The 17308-nt window shown below is 52.1% G+C and carries 17 protein-coding genes; 7 read left to right on the top strand and 10 right to left on the bottom strand.

Features of this window, described 5'->3' with window-relative positions:
- Nucleotides 1–153: 153 nt before the first annotated feature.
- Nucleotides 154–1185 (top strand): AraC family transcriptional regulator, encoded by a 1032-nt coding sequence (locus DRI82_RS11715; RefSeq protein WP_114193818.1) that lies wholly within the window; start codon nucleotides 154–156, stop codon nucleotides 1183–1185.
- Between the two features lie 97 nt (nucleotides 1186–1282).
- On the opposite strand, the gene DRI82_RS24760 is transcribed toward DRI82_RS11715, so the two are convergent.
- From DRI82_RS24760 to pspF, 10 genes are all read right to left on the bottom strand, one after another.
- Nucleotides 1283–1378, bottom strand: coding sequence for a hypothetical protein (locus DRI82_RS24760; RefSeq protein ID WP_411705006.1), 96 nt, complete (start codon nucleotides 1376–1378; stop codon nucleotides 1283–1285).
- 108 nt (nucleotides 1379–1486) lie between these two features.
- Nucleotides 1487–2995: a dipeptide/tripeptide permease DtpA gene (dtpA, locus tag DRI82_RS11710; RefSeq protein ID WP_425452650.1), complete on the bottom strand. Its 1509-nt coding sequence runs from the start codon at nucleotides 2993–2995 to the stop codon at nucleotides 1487–1489.
- 577 nt (nucleotides 2996–3572) lie between these two features.
- Entirely contained in the window at nucleotides 3573–4775 is a 1203-nt protein-coding gene (locus tag DRI82_RS11700) for a CMD domain-containing protein (RefSeq protein WP_114193812.1), read from the bottom strand.
- Nucleotides 4776–5174: 399 nt separating this feature from the next.
- A complete protein-coding gene (gene fabI, locus DRI82_RS11690; protein WP_114193810.1) occupies nucleotides 5175–5981 on the bottom strand; it encodes an enoyl-ACP reductase FabI in 807 nt (268 codons plus the stop codon).
- A 127-nt stretch (nucleotides 5982–6108) separates the two neighbouring features.
- Complete coding sequence (gene sapF / locus DRI82_RS11685) at nucleotides 6109–6924, bottom strand: putrescine export ABC transporter ATP-binding protein SapF (RefSeq protein WP_114194143.1); 816 nt, start codon at nucleotides 6922–6924, stop codon at nucleotides 6109–6111.
- On the bottom strand, nucleotides 6924–7916 hold the full coding sequence (gene sapD / locus DRI82_RS11680; protein ID WP_114193808.1) for a putrescine export ABC transporter ATP-binding protein SapD: 993 nt from the start codon (nucleotides 7914–7916) through the stop codon (nucleotides 6924–6926). The genes sapF and sapD overlap by 1 nt, the downstream gene beginning before the upstream one ends.
- A gap of 31 nt (nucleotides 7917–7947) precedes the next feature.
- Nucleotides 7948–8838: a putrescine export ABC transporter permease SapC gene (gene sapC / locus DRI82_RS11675; protein WP_114193806.1), complete on the bottom strand. Its 891-nt coding sequence runs from the start codon at nucleotides 8836–8838 to the stop codon at nucleotides 7948–7950.
- Nucleotides 8825–9790, bottom strand: a complete 966-nt coding sequence (gene sapB / locus DRI82_RS11670) for a putrescine export ABC transporter permease SapB (protein WP_114193804.1) — start codon at nucleotides 9788–9790, stop codon at nucleotides 8825–8827. Before sapB ends, sapC begins: the two co-directional genes overlap by 14 nt.
- The gene (gene sapA / locus DRI82_RS11665; protein ID WP_114193802.1) at nucleotides 9787–11433 is read right to left on the bottom strand and encodes an ABC transporter substrate-binding protein SapA; all 1647 of its coding nucleotides are present in this window, start codon (nucleotides 11431–11433) and stop codon (nucleotides 9787–9789) included. The genes sapB and sapA overlap by 4 nt, the downstream gene beginning before the upstream one ends.
- Before the next feature lie 437 nt (nucleotides 11434–11870).
- Nucleotides 11871–12887: a phage shock protein operon transcriptional activator gene (pspF, locus tag DRI82_RS11660; RefSeq protein ID WP_114193800.1), complete on the bottom strand. Its 1017-nt coding sequence runs from the start codon at nucleotides 12885–12887 to the stop codon at nucleotides 11871–11873.
- Between the two features lie 297 nt (nucleotides 12888–13184).
- Here pspF and pspA point away from each other — a divergent pair, with 297 nt between their 5' ends.
- The 6 genes from pspA to DRI82_RS11630 all read left to right on the top strand — a co-directional run bounded on the left by pspA (nucleotide 13185) and on the right by DRI82_RS11630 (nucleotide 17291).
- A complete protein-coding gene (gene pspA, locus DRI82_RS11655) occupies nucleotides 13185–13850 on the top strand; it encodes a phage shock protein PspA (RefSeq protein ID WP_114193798.1) in 666 nt (221 codons plus the stop codon).
- Between the two features lie 68 nt (nucleotides 13851–13918).
- Nucleotides 13919–14146, top strand: a complete 228-nt coding sequence (gene pspB, locus DRI82_RS11650; RefSeq protein ID WP_114193796.1) for an envelope stress response membrane protein PspB — start codon at nucleotides 13919–13921, stop codon at nucleotides 14144–14146.
- A complete protein-coding gene (gene pspC, locus DRI82_RS11645) occupies nucleotides 14146–14508 on the top strand; it encodes an envelope stress response membrane protein PspC (protein WP_114193794.1) in 363 nt (120 codons plus the stop codon). The genes pspB and pspC overlap by 1 nt, the downstream gene beginning before the upstream one ends.
- Nucleotides 14509–14618: 110 nt before the next feature.
- Nucleotides 14619–14861, top strand: a complete 243-nt coding sequence (locus DRI82_RS11640) for a phage shock protein PspD (RefSeq protein WP_114193793.1) — start codon at nucleotides 14619–14621, stop codon at nucleotides 14859–14861.
- A complete protein-coding gene (locus DRI82_RS11635; RefSeq protein ID WP_114193792.1) occupies nucleotides 14842–16239 on the top strand; it encodes a YcjX family GTP-binding protein in 1398 nt (465 codons plus the stop codon). Before DRI82_RS11640 ends, DRI82_RS11635 begins: the two co-directional genes overlap by 20 nt.
- Nucleotides 16236–17291 (top strand): YcjF family protein, encoded by a 1056-nt coding sequence (locus tag DRI82_RS11630; protein WP_114193790.1) that lies wholly within the window; start codon nucleotides 16236–16238, stop codon nucleotides 17289–17291. The genes DRI82_RS11635 and DRI82_RS11630 overlap by 4 nt, the downstream gene beginning before the upstream one ends.
- Nucleotides 17292–17308: the final 17 nt, after the last annotated feature.

Raw genomic sequence — 17308 nt, 5'->3', positions numbered from 1 at the left:
TCTAACTCAAATTGTTCAGGCTGGACAGGCGGTTGCATGGATTAAAAAGTCAAAAATACGCATTTACGTTAAAGATTACATTTGCTAGTTGATTTGGTTTCGGTAATCGGATTAATCTCTAGGAATATTCCTAGTATTTGACGGATATTCCTAATGACGTATGCTGCTTCACGTAAAATCACTGATTCGGCAACACATTATCAGGATTTTGATACGAGCTTTTACGAATGGGAAGACGGGATGTCCTCCGCAGGTTTAAAATTGGTACTGCCTAAAAAGAATTTTGCTGAATTTGATTGGCGTGTGACAGGGTATAACTTCGGCAAAATTATTGGTGGTGTGCTCACCGTCTGCGAACACGACCTTCATCGCCAGCATGGCAATCTCTTTTCCATGCCCGATCATATTTTGATTTTCATTGTTATCATCGGTGCCATGGAGTGCCAATGTTTTGGCCGACGGGTATTACTTTCCCAAGGGGATATCCTGATCCAGGATATGTCACTGCCGATAAAAGTGCATGTTTATCCGGGAAAACATCCGCCGCATCGGTGCACCTACCAATACATGATTATGCCAAAGTATGCGGTGACCAACTCAGTGGATATCGCCTCGCTGCATGGACACCCTATTCCTGTCACTTCACCGGTCAACTTTCTGGTTCGCAACCACTTCAACGCCATGCTGCAGGTCTTTGATCAAATGACCGAGCAGGAGATCCTCAGCACGGGAGCAGGGGCTGCGGCGGTATTTATGCAAGCCCTGCAGGTCACCGCCGGTAATATCGTGCAGCAACCCGAGATACTGGGCAGCAAACTGGAAAGGATCTGCCTGTATATCGAAAGAAATCTTTCCGCACCCCTTTCCGTTGAACTATTGTGCAAGCACTTTGCGATTTCTCGCTCCAGCCTCTACCGTCTTTTTGAACCGTTGGGAGGCATAGCGCATTTTGTCCGTAACCGGCGGTTGACGTTGGCAAAACGATTGCTGCGCAATGCATCCGTTTCCGATCTCAGCCTGTCGATTATTGCCAAGCGTTGTGGTCTGGAGTTGAGCACGCTGCGCCGGCATTTTGTTGAAACCTACGGCGCGACGCCAAAGGAGTTACGGCACATTATGATGGCGCAGAAAATGAGTCTGGTTGCGGGTGAACAGACGCACGTAAATTGGGTTGGTGCGCTCTAATCAGGCGATAACCGTTGCAGATAGCGGCAATAGTGGCATGCTGGGCTAAAGTAAAAAACACCGTATTGATTCAACATGAAATTTACCGACAACCTTTTCAGCCCTCATAACTATAACCGACATCAGCAGGATCCAGCGGCAGATAAGGCACTTGCCACACTTCGCTGAAAAGGCTTTTGCGCGCGTTATCCATGGGTTCGGCTAGCGTCTTTTATTTATCAATATCATTTATTTAATAAAGGATAAAAAAACGCGCCCTGAATGAAAGGCGCGTTTTCCAGTTATGCTGCTGAGGAACGTCTTATTGCGCGGTAGCTAATTCTGCAAGCCGCTTGTCTTCAGCGTTATCCAGCGTCATATGATGCAGCCTTGGCGCGGTGAGCAGCATCAGCACGGCAATGATTGCCGTAACAATACCAATCTGCATAAATACATGGCTATAAATAGCCAGTGAAGCATGCGCATCAATGATGTCTTTTGGCGCTGCAGTCAGATTTGCCACTTTACCCGCAATGATCGCTGCCGCGGCGGTAGTCAGGAACCATGAACCCATAATGAAGCCCATCAGGCGCTGTGGAACCAATTGTGCCACCATCGCCAGACCCAGTCCGGAGATCATCAGTTCGCCAATACTCTGCAAGCAATAGCTCAATACCAACCAGTTTACCGAAACGATACCCTGATCATTGGCCAACGACGCGCCCCATGGCAGAACCAGGAATGCACCCGAGCACAGCACCATACCCAATGCGAATTTGTGTGGCATTGGCATACGATCGCCCATTTTGGTGTAGATCGCCGCCAGTATCGGACTCGCAACCATAATCCAGAACGGGTTCAGTGCCTGGAACTGTTCTGGTTGAAACGTCAGGCCGAACAGGGTCTTTTCAACATTGTGAATTGCGAAGAAGTTCAGTGAAGTCGGCATCTGGCTATACAACACAAAGAACACCACGGCTTCCAGCATCAACAGGAAGGCGACGATCATTTTGCGCCGTGCAATGCCATGCAGGTTAAAGGTTTCCTTGGCGAAGATAATGATGATGCCCACCGAAATCAGCGCCAGCGCATAGCGGGCGATTTGCTGGTGATGCAACAACCAGGTCGACAGGGTAATCAGCGCGACCACACCAATAATGACCATCAGCAATTTCTTGTATTGCAACGGCTCGAAATCAGGTTTGGAACCCTGTTTCTTAACCCATTTTTTGCAGAACATGAAGTTGACCAGGGTAATCAGCATACCTACCACGCTCAGGGAAAACGCCACGCTCCAGCCATATTTCGCCGCCAACCACGGAGTGGCAAGCATAGAGAAAAACGAACCGATATTGACCGCCATGTAATACATGGTGAACGCACCATCAAGGCGCGGATCGTCTTTCTGGTAACACGTAGAGAGCAGGGAGGACGGATTGGCTTTAAACAAACCATTACCGACAGCAATAGTTGCCATACCCATATACACCCACATGATGTCATGGCCGGAATAGGCCACCAGCGCATAACCAATGGCCAGAACCAGCGAGCCGAGCACAATGACGCGCTTGGCTCCCAGCACTTTATCGCCCAGCCAGCCACCGATGGCGACAAAACCATAAACGAGTGCGCTGAATGAGGAGAAAAGGGTGATGGAGTCTGCTTCTGACAGGCCAAGCATTTTGACCAGATAGACGGCCATGATGCCTTGCAGGCCGTAGTAACCAAATCGTTCCCACAATTCGATGGAGAAGATGAGATAGAACGCCTTGGGTTGTTTGAACGCGTTCATACTGACGCTTTCATCTTTTGTTGTGTTTTCAGTTTTCACTGGGACCTCTGTGTAAGACTTCTCGCCAGAAAATGTCTGGGAAAGCAAAAGTTGGTGCTGCGAAATAAGCACCCTTTGCATTGTTATAGGAAGGAATGACGGCAGGTAATGTTCACTATCTTTGTCAACGAGGCAAGAGATTTGTCATATTCGGTTACATATATCTCGGACGTCCCGATAAAACCGTTCTTCAAATGTTATGCAGAATTAACGCTTATGTTTAATCAATTATTCAAACTATTGTGTTGGTTAGATAGTATTCAATTTTCAAATGGTTATATATTCTGTCACTTATGGAAAAATCAGTTCATGTGATTGTCTGGTGCGCCGCATGCCACTCATTGTCATGCATAAATCAATTTTTCCATGACATTCGAAATTCTGACATCTCATTTGCCGTGCACTATTGAGTCGATTCACAGCCAAGTGTGATCTGCCCTGCATTATTAGACTAAATTTTCGATTGAAAAGATGTTTTGGATTTGAAAAAGAGATTTGTCGAGAAAATTCCGAGATAAATCGGCGGGTGAGAGGCCAGAAATGGACGCTCTCACTCGCGCTCAGGAGGGTAAAAGTGTTATTGCAGAGTCGGCGTATCGGTGGATCCGAGAGTTTGCATCAGGCGATTGGTCCAGCCGGTTAATGCCGTGGCTAAAATGACATCCAATATCTCAGCGATGCTGAATCCCTCTGCCAATAACGGTTGCAGATCTTGCGGACCGAACCTTTCCGGTGAACGCGTCAAAGTAGCCACGAGGCGGATAATCAATCGCTGTTGTTGCTGATTGTCCGTGTTATCAACCGCCATTGCGTCTGGTACCCCAAGCCACAGGCGATTGACGGTAAGCCGATCGGCCGTAAGTTGCAGGAAATCCTCGGCATGGGTATTCGCACTTTCACCGCAGCCATTGATCCTTGATACCACCAGCGCAGCCAACTCTCTCTGGCTGTCTTTCAGTCCTGCCTCGGCATAGAGAATGCCGTTCACGATGCCAGATTGCTCGCGAAGTGCAGCAGCGTCGTGCGCCAGCAGCAAATAGTACGGCAGCAAACGTGCATCGGGGTGGCTCTGATCCAGGATGTCCAGTTGCAAGGGCGTCGCCTCGGTCATTTGCACCGGCGGCAAGTGTGAAACCCAAGCCGACGACGGGGGCGGGAAATTCTCTGCCGGTGCATCATCAACGGCGGGGAAAGCAGGAATGACAGCGACAGGGCGACCCGCCAGGGCTGAAATACCGGTAATGACCCTGGCCTGATAACTGACAAAACCAATGATTTGCGTGAAGGTGACGATATCCGCCACACTTAATCCGACCTCCAATAATTGTTGCAAGCCATGCCGGGTGATGAGCGTCGGTTGGCTGGCAAGCTGTCGGGCGTATTGGGTAATCTGGGTAAGGCGGGTATTGCTTTGGCGGGAGGCATCTGGGCTGGGCAGCGGGGTGAGGCGGGCAGCGTAATGGCTACAAAGCGTTTGGACGCCCGTCACCTGCGCCACCGTCAGCGCCGTACTCAAACGGTCATAAAGCGACAGCGTGACTTCTCGCGAAACCTTCACTGATTCAGGAAAGAAAACTCTGTAAGCCGCCAATGACACGTCAAATACGTCTTTGCGTCCTTCAAGGACGCGGCGTAATGAGGCATTGGCGTAGGCATCAATACCCAGCAGAAAGCGATCGCGATGGGTGTCTGCGTGGGGATCGAGGGGGAGGCCACCGTGCAGGCTGCGCTGGGTTTTATGATACCAGCCAGCTGTTTGGGTGCGGCGACGTTGCTCCATAAAGGGTTCCTTTTGCGGTAGGGCAAATTCTGCATACTCGTCATACTTCAAGTTGCAGGTACGTTGGCTTCGTTCGCTCATCCCAGTCACATAGTTATCTATGCTCCTGGGATTCACGAACTTGCCGCCTTCCTGCAACTCGAATTATTTAGAGTACATACTCCCCGAAAGCGAACCTCAGACAAAATACTCTTACGCCATAATCCATAGCAAAAAAGTATAAAAATCCTTATTAATCAATTATGTGATTTGTTTAGCTAAAGAAAGCATAAGCCTTGGTAAAAAATGGCGCTTTTCTCACAGATACCGCGCATCTCCGGACTTACACATAAAATCGCGTACATAAAAAAATCCGACCCCTTGCGGAGCCGGACTTTTCAATTTGCCGACGAGAGGGGATTACTCGCTTTTTGCTTTGGTATCCAGCTCCAGTTCATTCATGGCCGCGATACTGAAACCGCCATCCACGTGCAGAACTTCGCCGGTAACGCCTGCGGCCAGATCGGAACAGAGGAACGCGGCAGAATTGCCCACATCCTCAATGTTTACGGTACGGCGCAGCGGTGTGACTGCTTCACAATGCGCCAGCATTTTTCTGAAGTCTTTGATGCCTGAGGCTGCAAGAGTGCGGATTGGCCCCGCAGAGATGGCATTGACGCGCACGCCGTCACGGCCCATGGCATTTGCCATATAACGGACGTTGGCTTCCAGGGATGCTTTCGCCAGACCCATCACATTGTAGTTAGGGATCGCCCGCTCAGCACCCAGATAGCTCAGTGTAACCAGACCTGATTTCGGATTCAGCATTGAGCGGCAGGCTTTTGCCATCGCAACAAAGCTGTAGGAACTGATGTCATGGGCAATGGCGAAGCCTTCGCGGGTAACCGCATTGACGTAATCACCGTCCAGTTCGGCACCAGGCGCATAGGCAATGGCGTGAACGAAACCGTCAAACGTTGGCCAGCTTTTTGCCAGCTCAACAAAAAGTGCATCGATACTGGCATCTTCAGCCACATCGCAAGGCAGGACGATACTGGAACCCAGGTTTTTGGCAAACTCTTCAACGCGAGATTTCAGTTTGTCATTTTGGTAGGTGAAAGCCAGTTCAGCCCCTTCACGATGCATAGCTGTCGCGATGCCAAAAGCGATAGAAAGCTTGCTGGCGACACCCGTAATCAGAATGCGTTTGCCGGTAAGAAAACCCATAGCAATAATCCTTGTAGTCATTGTTGCATCAGGACGCCGATGTCGAGACGGGTAAAAAATCCACGCCCAACGCGCCCTGCGTTAATAATCCGGGCGATTCTAGCATGCCCGGAGAGAATAGGGAGTCTCAGTATCTTCCGCCATCGCGCCGCCAGGCATCGGCAGTCAGGGCTTCACCAAAATGGCTGGCAATCAGTCGCTTGGTCAGATCGTGCAAGGGTGCCGCCAGAACCTCGGCGGTACTGCCTCGCTCAACGACTTCTCCTTCGTGCATCACCATCACCTGATCGCTGATATGTTTCATCATCCCCAGGTGTTGGGTGACATAGATGTAGGAGATACCCTGTTTTTCCTGCAATTCCAGCATCAGATTGATGATCTGCGAGCGCATGGACATATCCAGCGCCGCCAGCGCCTCATCGGCAATGATCACTTTGGGTTGCAGGATTAACGCGCGTGCCAGGGCGATGCGTTGAATCTGGCCGGAGGCCAGCATATGGGGATAGTAATTGGCATGATCTGGCAGCAAACCGACCTGCCGCAGCGTCTGATTGATGCGCTCCAGCCGGGCGTGCGGTTCAAGTTCAGTATTGAGGCGCAAAGGCGCATCCAGCAGCAAACCGATACGTTGGCGGGGATTGAGGGAGGTACTCGGATCCTGAAAAATTATGCGAATGCGCTGACTACGGTAGCGATAATCCCCAAACTCAAGCAGATGATCGTCAATCAGCATTTCGCCAGCGGTGGGTTCGATCATTCCCGAGAGCATTTTCGCCAGCGTTGATTTCCCGGAGCCGTTCTCACCAATAATCGCCAGCGTCTGTTTTTCACGCAGCGTAAAACTAATGGGCTTTACGGCCTCGACATGCATTTTGCGAAACAGACCTGTGCGGTAACGGAAGGTTTTGGTCAGATTGCGCACTTCCAGCAGGGTTTCACCGATCATTGATCCTCCATATTCAGTGGGAAGTGACAGGCAAAGGCATGCGCTTTAACCGTACGCAGTCTGGGTGTTTCAATGCATTTTTTCTGCGCGTAGGGGCAGCGTGGCCCGAGACGACAACCGATCGGCAGATGTTCCAGTGACGGGATCGCGCCAGGCAGGGTATTCAACCGGCTTTTATGTGGCAGGGCGCGGCCAAAGTCTGGCATGGAGCGGATCAGCGCCTGCGTATACGGATGATGCGGTGCGACAAGCAACTCTTCACATACGGCTGTCTCCACGGTTTGTCCGCAATACAACACGTTTACGCGATTGGCCCACTTGCTCATCATTTGCAGGTCATGGCTGATTAACAAAATGGTAGTGTTGTTATTCTGATTCAGCCGGGCCAGTAGTCGGAATATCTGCGCCTGCGTGGTCGGTTCCATCGCATTGGTGGGCTCATCGGCGATCAATAAGCGCGGCTGGTTCGCCAGCGCAATGGCAATCATGACTTTCTGGCATTCCCCCTCAGTCAACTCATAAGGGTAACTGCCCATAATATCTTTGTGATCTTTGATGCCCACCCGGTGCAGCAGTTCGATGGCGCGGCGTTTGCGCCAGTGGAATCTCTGCCACCAGCGGCCTTTATAGGTCCAGCCGGGAATGGCCTGCATCAATTGTCGGCCAATACTTTCAGAGGGATCGAGGCAGGATTGCGGCTCCTGGAAGATCATCGACACGTTGTGCCCGACCACTTTACGCCGTTGGCGCGGGGTCAGTTTCAATAGGTCGATATCATCAAAGCGGAAGCGATCGGCGGTGACCCGCCAGTTATCTTTGGTTACACCACAGATCGCTTTGGCGATCAAACTCTTACCTGAGCCGGATTCGCCGACCAAACCGCGTACTTCGCCTTCGGTCAACGTCATGCTCACCCGATCCACCGCTTTCACCGGGCCGTCGGGGGTCATGAACTCAATCGTCAGGTTACGAATATCCAATAATGGCATTATTCAGCTCCCGTAGTCGTCAACCACAGCATCATTTTATACCCGCATTGATCGCGCGTCGCATACCATCACCGAGAAGATTTATCACCAACACACTTACCAATATCGCCCCGCCGGGCAGCATGACGGTCCAGGGCGCAACATACACCAGTTCCAGCGAATCGCCCAGCATCGCCCCCCATTCTGGCGAGGGGAGTTGCGCACCCAGATCGAGAAAGCCCAGCGCCGCAATATCCAGCACGGCCATGGAGAGTGCACGGGTGAACTCCGTGACCATGACGGCGGCAATATTGGGCAGGATGGCGTTCCAGAGAATATCGTGGGTCGACGCGCCATCAAGTCGCGCGGCCACCACATATTCTTTATCCAGCTCATCATGGACTGCGCTGTATACGGTACGTACCACCCGCGGCAAAAGCGCCAGCCATACAGCAAGCATAGCATGTTCCAGTTTCGGCCCGATGAAGGCCACGACCACAATAGCCAGTAATAACGACGGGATCGAAAGCAGGGTGTCGAGGATATGATTGAGGATGGCGGAGCGCAGACCCCGCGTAATACCGGCAAACACCCCCAAAATCGTACCAAAAAGCGCAGCGGCGAAGGTAATGATGATCGCAGAACCAACAGTTGGCGCAGTTCCCGACAGTAATCGGCTAAGAATATCGCGGCCAAGGTCGTCGGTACCGAGGAAGAAAGAGACATTGCCGTAGCGCGACCAGGACGGCGGCAGTAGCTGATAACCGAGGAACTGCTGATCAAGGGCATAAGGCGCGACATAGTGGCCGAAAAGACACAGGAAAATCAGCACCAGCATGCCGTAAAAGCCAATCATCGCCAATGCATCGCGGTAGAAGATTCGCCAGATATCACGCAGCGGATTGGGTATGCGCTGTTCCTGGTAAATGTTATCTAAGGGCATACCATTCCTTATGTTTTAGCGGGTTGGCTATGGCACCCAATATGTCGGACAGAACGTTCACCACAATCACCAGCGTGCCAACGACCATGACACCGGCGGAAATGGCGGCATAGTCTTGCTGGCGAATGGCGTTGATGATCCATCTCCCCAACCCCGGCCAACTGAAGACCACTTCAGTGATCATGGCCAGCGTCAGCATGGTTGAGAACTGTAGCCCCAATTTGGGGATGATCGGTGGCAACGCGTTGTGCAAAACGTGGCGGCGGATAATGGTCACTCGTGATAACCCGCGCGTGGCGGCCGCTTTTATATAATTCTTGCCGAAAACATCATCCGTGCTGATACGCATCAGACGAACAACTTCAGTGGTGGGGGCGACAGCCAGCGCGGCGATCGGTAACACCATATGCCGCAGCGCGCTGATGATCATTTCCTCACGATACGGTGAGTCAGAAAGCCAGGCGTCCACCAGCGTCAGTCCGGTGACCGTTTTCAATTGGTAAAGCAGATCCAGCCGGCCCGACACCGGCAACCAGCCGAGATGCAGGGAAAAGAACAGTATCAGCAGCAGCGCCAACCAGAATACGGGGATGGAAAAACCGAGCAGCGCCAGCGCACTGATCAGCGTATCTGGCCATTTATTGCGCATCACTCCCGCGATAATCCCCAGTGGAATACCTATTACCAGCGCCAGTCCAAACGCGAGAACGCAAAGCTCCATCGTGGCCGGGAACACCTCTTTCAGTTGTTCACTGATCAACTGGCCGTTAATGCTGGAAACGCCAAAATCCCACTGCAGCAGGCTGCGAAAATAGAACCGGTATGCATCCAGAACGGCAGCCCCCTCAAGTGGCGCATGCGGGGTGTAGTAATTCAGGCTGAATCCCACCAGCGTGAGCATCATCAAGGTAATCAGCAGCAGGAGCAATCGCCGCAGGATATAAATGATCATGGTTTTGCTCCTTGATCGCTTTCCCGGTAGACGCCGGCAAACGAGGCGTTGCCAAACGGACTGAGCACCAGGCCCTTGATATCGTAACGGTAGGCTTGCAGACGCAGGGACGACGCCAGGGGTAAGACGGGCAGTTGTTGTTCGAGGATTTTCTGTGCCTGCTGATAGACGTCAATTCGCTGCGCCAGTTGCTGGGAGAGCAAAGCCTGATGCAATAAATCGTCAAAGGGCTGATTACACCAATGAGCATAGTTGGTTTGTGAGCGGATTGCTGCACAGCTCAGCAGCGGTCGGAAGAAACTGTCTGGATCGTTACTGTCCGTTGCCCAACCCGTCAGAGTCAGATCGTGGTTCATTTCCATCAGACGTGCCTCCTGAAAACGTCCCTCGACAGGCACAATGGTCACCTGAATACCGACCTGTGCCAAATCAGCCTGAATCAATTCGGCGGTTTTCAGCGGGCTGGGGTTAAATGACTGTGAGGCCGTCGGCACCATCAGTTGAAAATGCAGATTCTCGATACCCAGTTCTTTGAGGGTTTCCCGCGCTTTTTGCGGATTGTATTCCGTCACCTGCGCATTATTATCGTAAGCCCAGGAGGCGCGGGGCAAAATCGACGCCGCCGTTTCTGCCGTGCCGTAATAAATTGACTGCATCAGGCGCTGGTTGTTGATCGCCAGCGCAATGGCCTGTCGTACCCTGACATTATCCAGCGGCGGTTTGCGGGTGTTGAAAGCCAGATAGGCAACGTTCATCCCTGGTCGCAGCGTGAGGCGCAAACGCGGGTCGTCGCGGAGTATCGACAGTTGGCTGGCAGCCGGGTAAGCCAGCACATCACACTCCCCGGTCAGCAGTTTTGACAGGCGGCCCGTGCCACCCGCGCCAAGATCTATCACCACCTGCGGCATGCGCGGCACACCTTTCCAATAGTTACCATTGCGTGCCAGGCGGATATATTGACCCGTGCGGTACTCATCCAACATGAACGGACCGGTTCCGATCGGCTCACGATCAATCCGCTCTTTACGATCGGCGAGAGTCAGACGTTCGGCATACTCCGCAGAGAGAATCGGTGCGTAGTGGGTGGCCAGATGCCAGAGAAAGGAGGCGTCCGGGCTGCTGAGTCGAAACTCGACGGTGTAGTTGTCGAGCTTTTTAACGCTAAGAACCGAATCGGCGAATTGCAGGCTTTCAAAATAGGGATACTCGCCACCGTTGACGGCGTGGAAAGGGTGGAGCTGATTGAATACGCGTTCGAAACTGAACACGACGTCATCTGCATTCATATTTCGTGTAGGCGTAAACCAGCGCGTCGTCTGGAACGGCACATCCCTACGCAGGTGGAAGCGATAGGTTGCGCCGTTATCCAACACTTCCCAGCTTTGCGCCAGTTCAGGCATCAAACGATAGGTGTAGGGATCAACATCCAGCAGGCGGTCAAAAAGCTGTGCGGCCAGCGTGTCAACCGTCAGGCCGCTGCTCGCCATCTGCGGATTAAAGGTGTTCAGGACACCGCTCACGCAGTAAACGAATCCACTCTGACGAATATCAGGTGACGTTGTTGCTGTTACCGGTGCCGGGGCAGCAAACGCTGATGTTGCCAGGCAACCCAGCGACAGCATCCAAAGAGTTAGACCACGCATAAACGCTTCAAAGTTAAGTAAGCAATACCTTAGTGTATCGCACTCTGGCGATCACCCCAATCGGTTGCAGCATTCTGATCATTGGCTGGCGAACGATTCGGCAAAAAGTCGGGGTTATGGGCAAATTCAGGCTAAAAATCTGCCCCAGAAGAGAATTCACCGGGGGATCATTCAGTAAAGAGAATGTATTGCTTACTCTTTATACGCATAACTTTAGTATGGGGATGATAAAAATTCTCAACAAACCACTTTACAACTGATACTGAGAACCATTATCATCCTGCCATCCGCTGCAGGGACGGTTTATACGACGGGTCTGCTGCGGATACGACATTGCTCACATTGCTTCCAGTATTATTTAGCCAGCACGGGTGCTGGCTTTTTTTTGCCTGAAATTCGCGCGGGCAATCCCTGTGGAGATGGCCTCTCAATCCGACTTATTCTTCCTCGCTGATGTGCATGGCATGCTTCTTAAGCATTCCCCGCAGCTGATGATACGTCAGGCCCAATAGTTCAGCAGCCTTGCGCTGATTGAATCGTGCCTGCTCCAGCGCTCGCTGGATCATTATTCGTTCTTGTCTGTGCAACCAGCTTTTTACGTCCAACGGCAAGGATGGCAGTGCCCCTTGCATCAACTCTGTGTTCGACATTTCATTGCTTTCTATTGTGTCATCGATGTCGGTCGTCGGATTGAAAGGATTGATCACAATCGCATCCAGCGGGGCATCGCTGGTGCCATGGCGGTACATCGAACGTTCAACCACATTCTTCAGTTCACGCACATTTCCTGGCCAGGAATAGGCCAGCAAGGTGTCGCGTGCCCGCTCGGTAAAGCCCGGGAACAGTGGCAAAGAGAGTTCACGGCACATCTGAATGGCGAAGTGTTCGGCCAACAGCATGATGTCTTGCAGTCGCTGGCGAAGCGGCGGCAGTTGTACGACGTCGAAAGCCAGGCGATCCAGCAGATCGGCGCGGAATTTACCGGCCGCTGCCAGGGCAGGGAGATCGTCATTGGTTGCACACACCAGCCGGACATCCACCTGTAGTGGCTGACTGCCACCAACCCGCTCGAGATGACCGTATTCGATCACCCGCAGTAACTTCTCCTGAACCAGCATGGGCGCAGTGGCCAACTCATCCAGGAATAACGTTCCGCCATCGGCACGCTCAAAACGGCCAAAGTGTCGGCGCTGGGCACCGGTAAAAGCCCCAGCCTCATGACCGAAAAGTTCAGAATCAAGCAGGCTTTCATTCAATGCTGCACAATTCAGGGAAATAAACGGACCTTGCCAACGCTCGGAGAGATAGTGCAACCGGTGGGCGATAAGCTCTTTCCCGGTTCCGCGCTCCCCAACGACCAGCACCGGTTTATTGAGTTTTGCCAGACGCGAAACCTGTTCCAGAACCTCGACAAAAGAGTTGGCCTCGCCCAGTAAATTATCAATCTCTTTCATGATGAAATTCGCCAATAGTTGGTTAAATTAATCAGGACTAATGTAATCATAGCAGAGTGAAAAATAAAAAAGTCTATTTATTCAGTAAGATATTTATTTAAAAAAGTTGGCACGACTCTTGAAAGAGACTATGCAGAGAAACGAGCGCCGAGGTTATTGGCCTCCACTCTTTCAGTTACGCGAAACGTCATGAGTCATACGACGGTTCGACATTAGCCCGGCAGTCATTACTCCGGGTATGCATCAGCGGTAATGTTGCCGCGATGGTTTGGGTAAACATCAAAGAGGAATTTTATTATGGGTATCTTTTCGCGCTTTGCCGACATTGTAAACGCCAACATCAATACGCTGCTCGATAAAGCAGAGGATCCGCAAAAGCTCGTACGCCTGATGATTCAGGAAATGGAAGATACGCTGGTGGAGGTCCGCTCTACGTCTGCGCGTGCGTTGGCAGAAAAGAAACAGCTGATTCGCCGTATCGGTAACGGCGAGTTACAGCAAGCGGAGTGGCAGGAAAAAGCAGAACTGGCGTTGCGTAAAGATAAAGAGGATCTGGCCCGCGCCGCATTGATCGAAAAACAGAAACTGCTGGATTTGGTTACGACACTCAAACGCGAAGTGGGAACCGTTGATGAAACGCTGGATCGCATGAAAGGTGAAATCACCGAGCTGGAAAGCAAGCTGCATGAGACCCGCGCACGTCAGCAGGCATTGACCTTGCGTCATCAGGCCGCGTCGTCTTCGCGTGACGTTCGCCGCCAATTGGATAGCGGTAAAATTGATGAAGCGATGGCGCGTTTTGAACAATTTGAACGCCGTATCGACCATATGGAAGCCGAAGCAGAAACGGTAAGCGTCGGTAAAAAGAAAAACCTGCATCAGGAATTTGCCGAACTGAAAGCGGATGACGAGATCAGTGCGCAATTGGCGGCGCTTAAAGCTAAAATGCAGCGTCCGGAATAAATGGCGTATCGGGTTGCCGCTACGGCGGTAACCCCCACACGACCGCATAATAAATTGAAGGAGATGAAATGAGCGCTCTGTTCTTGGCCATTCCGCTAACTATTTTTGCGTTGTTTGTCGCGCCTATTTGGCTCTGGTTACATTACAGCAGCCGCCAGCAGAATGGCACACAGCTTAGTCAGCAGGAAATGCAGCAATTGACCCAACTTACGCGCGATGCAACGCGTATGCGCGATCGTATTCAGGCGTTGGAAGAGATTCTTGATGCTGAACATCCGAATTGGAGACAGTCATAATGACCTACTCACTGGCGAATAAAAAACTGTACCGCGTTCCAGAAGAAGGCATGGTGAAAGGCATTTGCGCTGGTATCGCCCACTACTTTGATGTCCCTGTCAAATTAGTGCGAATCATTGTCGTGCTGTCGCTATTCTTTGGACTGTTTATATTCACCATTGCTGCCTATATCATTTTGAGCTTTGTGCTTGAGGCAGCACCAGCCAGCCGATTTGCCGATGAACACCACACCGTGACATCGCATCAACTGCTGAACGAGGCCGATCGGCAGTTACGTGCCAGCGAACAGCGCCTGCGTGATGTTGAGCGCTACGTGACGTCAGAAACTTTCGGTGTACGCAGTCGCTTTCGCCATTTGTAGTTGCCCCGCACAGGTACAATAACGTCATTGCCTGCCGGTAAGCCGGGCAGGTAATGGCCCTTTAAGCGTACTTTTCGCTAAATTGAAACGCACTTCACGGTGAAAACGCCATGTCTTATTACACTCAAACCGCTCCACGTAACGGACGAGTACTGAAAAAAGTGGCACGCTTGTGCCTGATGCTCGCCCTGAGTTACGGTCCGGCGGGTGTCGCAACGCGTCTTTTGGGCGCGGTAAGGCACGGGCCGCTACGTTTTTTACTGGCATTGATTCTTGAACCGTTGTTGAGGCGTGGCCTTAACCGGGTATTTGGTCGTTTCGCGAAGGAGAGCAATGAAAAGATTACAAAATGAACTCAGCTCATTAGTTAACCGCGGTATGGATCGTCACCTGAGAATCGCCGTGACCGGTCTGAGCCGCAGCGGAAAAACGGCATTTATAACAGCACTGGTCAATCAACTCCTTCACGTTCACAGCGGAGCACGCTTGCCGCTGTTTTCTGCTGCGCGCGAAGAGCGTGTGCTGGGTGTGAAGCGTGTGCCGCAGCGCGATTTGGGTATCTCCCGTTTTACCTACGACGAAGGTTTGGCCTCCCTTTATGGTACTCCTCCCGCATGGCCGACACCGACGCGTGGCGTGAGTGAAATTCGCCTGGCGATACGTTACCGTTCCGGAGAGTCGTTGTTACGGCATATCAAAGATACGTCGACACTCTATTTGGAGATTGTCGATTATCCCGGCGAGTGGCTGTTGGATTTACCGATGCTTGAGCAGAATTACCTCGACTGGTCACGGCAGATGTCGGGTTTGCTACAGGGCGATCGCGCCGAATGGGCCAAGCCCTGGTTGGCGCTTTGTCAGCAGTGCGATCCGTTTGCGCCAGCCGACGAGAATCAATTGGCAGCGATTGCCCAGGCCTACACCGATTATCTGCTGCGCTGTAAAAAAGAAGGGCTGCATTTTATTCAGCCAGGACGTTTTGTGCTGCCGGGCGATCAGGCCGGGGCACCGGCACTGCAGTTTTTCCCGTGGCCCGACGTTAATACGCTCGGCGAATCGCGACTGGCACAAGCCGATAAACATTCCAATATCGGTATGTTGCGTGAGCGCTTCAACTATTATTGCCAGTCGATCGTGAAGGGTTTTTATAAAGAGCATTTTGTCCGTTTTGATCGGCAGATTGTCCTTGTTGACTGCCTGCAACCGCTGAACAGTGGTCCCCAGGCGTTCAACGATATGCGGCTGGCGTTGACGCAGTTGATGCAGAGCTTTCATTACGGCAAACGGACGCTTTTCCGTCGATTATTTTCACCGTGCATTGATAAGTTGATGTTTGCGGCAACCAAGGCGGACCATATTACCGGGGATCAACACGCCAATCTGGTGTCGCTCTTGCAGCAATTGGTTCAGGAAGCTTGGCAGAATGCCGCCTTTGAGGGTATCAGCATGGACTGCGTGGGGCTCGCTTCCGTACAGGCGACAGAAAGTGGCATGGTTGAACATCAGGGGCAACGCATTCCTGCCTTGAAAGGTCATCGCCTGGAAGATGGCGCGCCGTTGACCGTGTTTCCCGGTGAAGTACCGGCACGTTTGCCGGGCGTAGCGTTTTGGCAGAAGCAGGGATTTCATTTTGATCAATTTCGTCCGCAGCAAATGAGCGTAGATACACCGTTGCCCCATATCCGGCTGGATTCGGTCATGGAGTTTTTATTGGGAGATAAGTTGCGATGAGCGAACCTTTAAAACCGCGTATCGATTTTGAACAGCCTTTAGACGTGCCAAAAGAGCCGATCTTACGTGCAGGCCAGACCTTCGAGCCGCATGAAGCTGAAAATTTTTATCCTGTTGCGCCAGAAATTGAGGCTGAGCAGGAAGAAGGGCGTGCAGAAGGCATCATTATGCGCGCGCTAAAACCCCGCCGCAGCGTGTGGCGAAAAATGGTCAACGCCGGATTGGCATTGTTTGGACTAAGCGTGGTCGCACAAGGGGTGCAATGGGTTCATCAGGCGTGGGTGACGCAGGATTGGACTGCGTTGGGCGCGACGGTAGCGGGCGGTATGATTGTGCTGGCAGGCGTCGGTTCATTGGTGACCGAATGGCGGCGGTTATATCGGTTACGGCTGCGCGCTGAGGAACGCGATATTGCCCGTGATTTGCTTCATAGCCATGGTTTGGGCAAAGGGCGCGAGTTTTGTGAAAAATTGGCGCGTCAGGCCGGATTGGATCAGAGTCACCCGGCATTGCAGCGCTGGCTGGCCTCGCTCCATGACACGCATAACGATCGGGAAGTTGTCGCGCTGTACGCCAGGCTGGTACAGCCTGCATTGGATATTCAGGCGCGTCGTGAGATTAGCCGCTACGCCGCTGAGTCTGCGTTGATGATTGCGGTCAGCCCGCTGGCTCTGGTTGATATGGCTTTTATTGCCTGGCGCAATATTCGTTTGGTGAATCGTATTGCGATGCTTTACGGCATTGAGCTGGGCTATTTCAGCCGGTTGCGACTTTTCAGATTGGTTTTGCTGAATATTGCGTTTGCCGGGGCATCGGAATTGGTGCGTGAAGTCGGGATGGACTGGATGTCCCAGGATCTGGCTGCGCGTCTCTCTGCGCGGGCTGCGCAAGGGATCGGGGCGGGATTATTGACGGCGCGTTTGGGTATCAAGGCGATGGAGTTATGCCGCCCGTTGCCGTGGCTCGACGACGATAAACCGCGGTTAGGGGATTTCCGCCGCGAACTGATTGGGCAAATTAAACAGACTATGCAGAAAGCTGAGAAGAAATGATGTGTAGCTGAGAGTGG

The organism is Edaphovirga cremea (assembly GCF_003332275.1).
GTDB lineage: Bacteria > Pseudomonadota > Gammaproteobacteria > Enterobacterales > Enterobacteriaceae > Edaphovirga > Edaphovirga cremea.
This window is presented reverse-complemented; position numbering and strand designations above follow the sequence as displayed.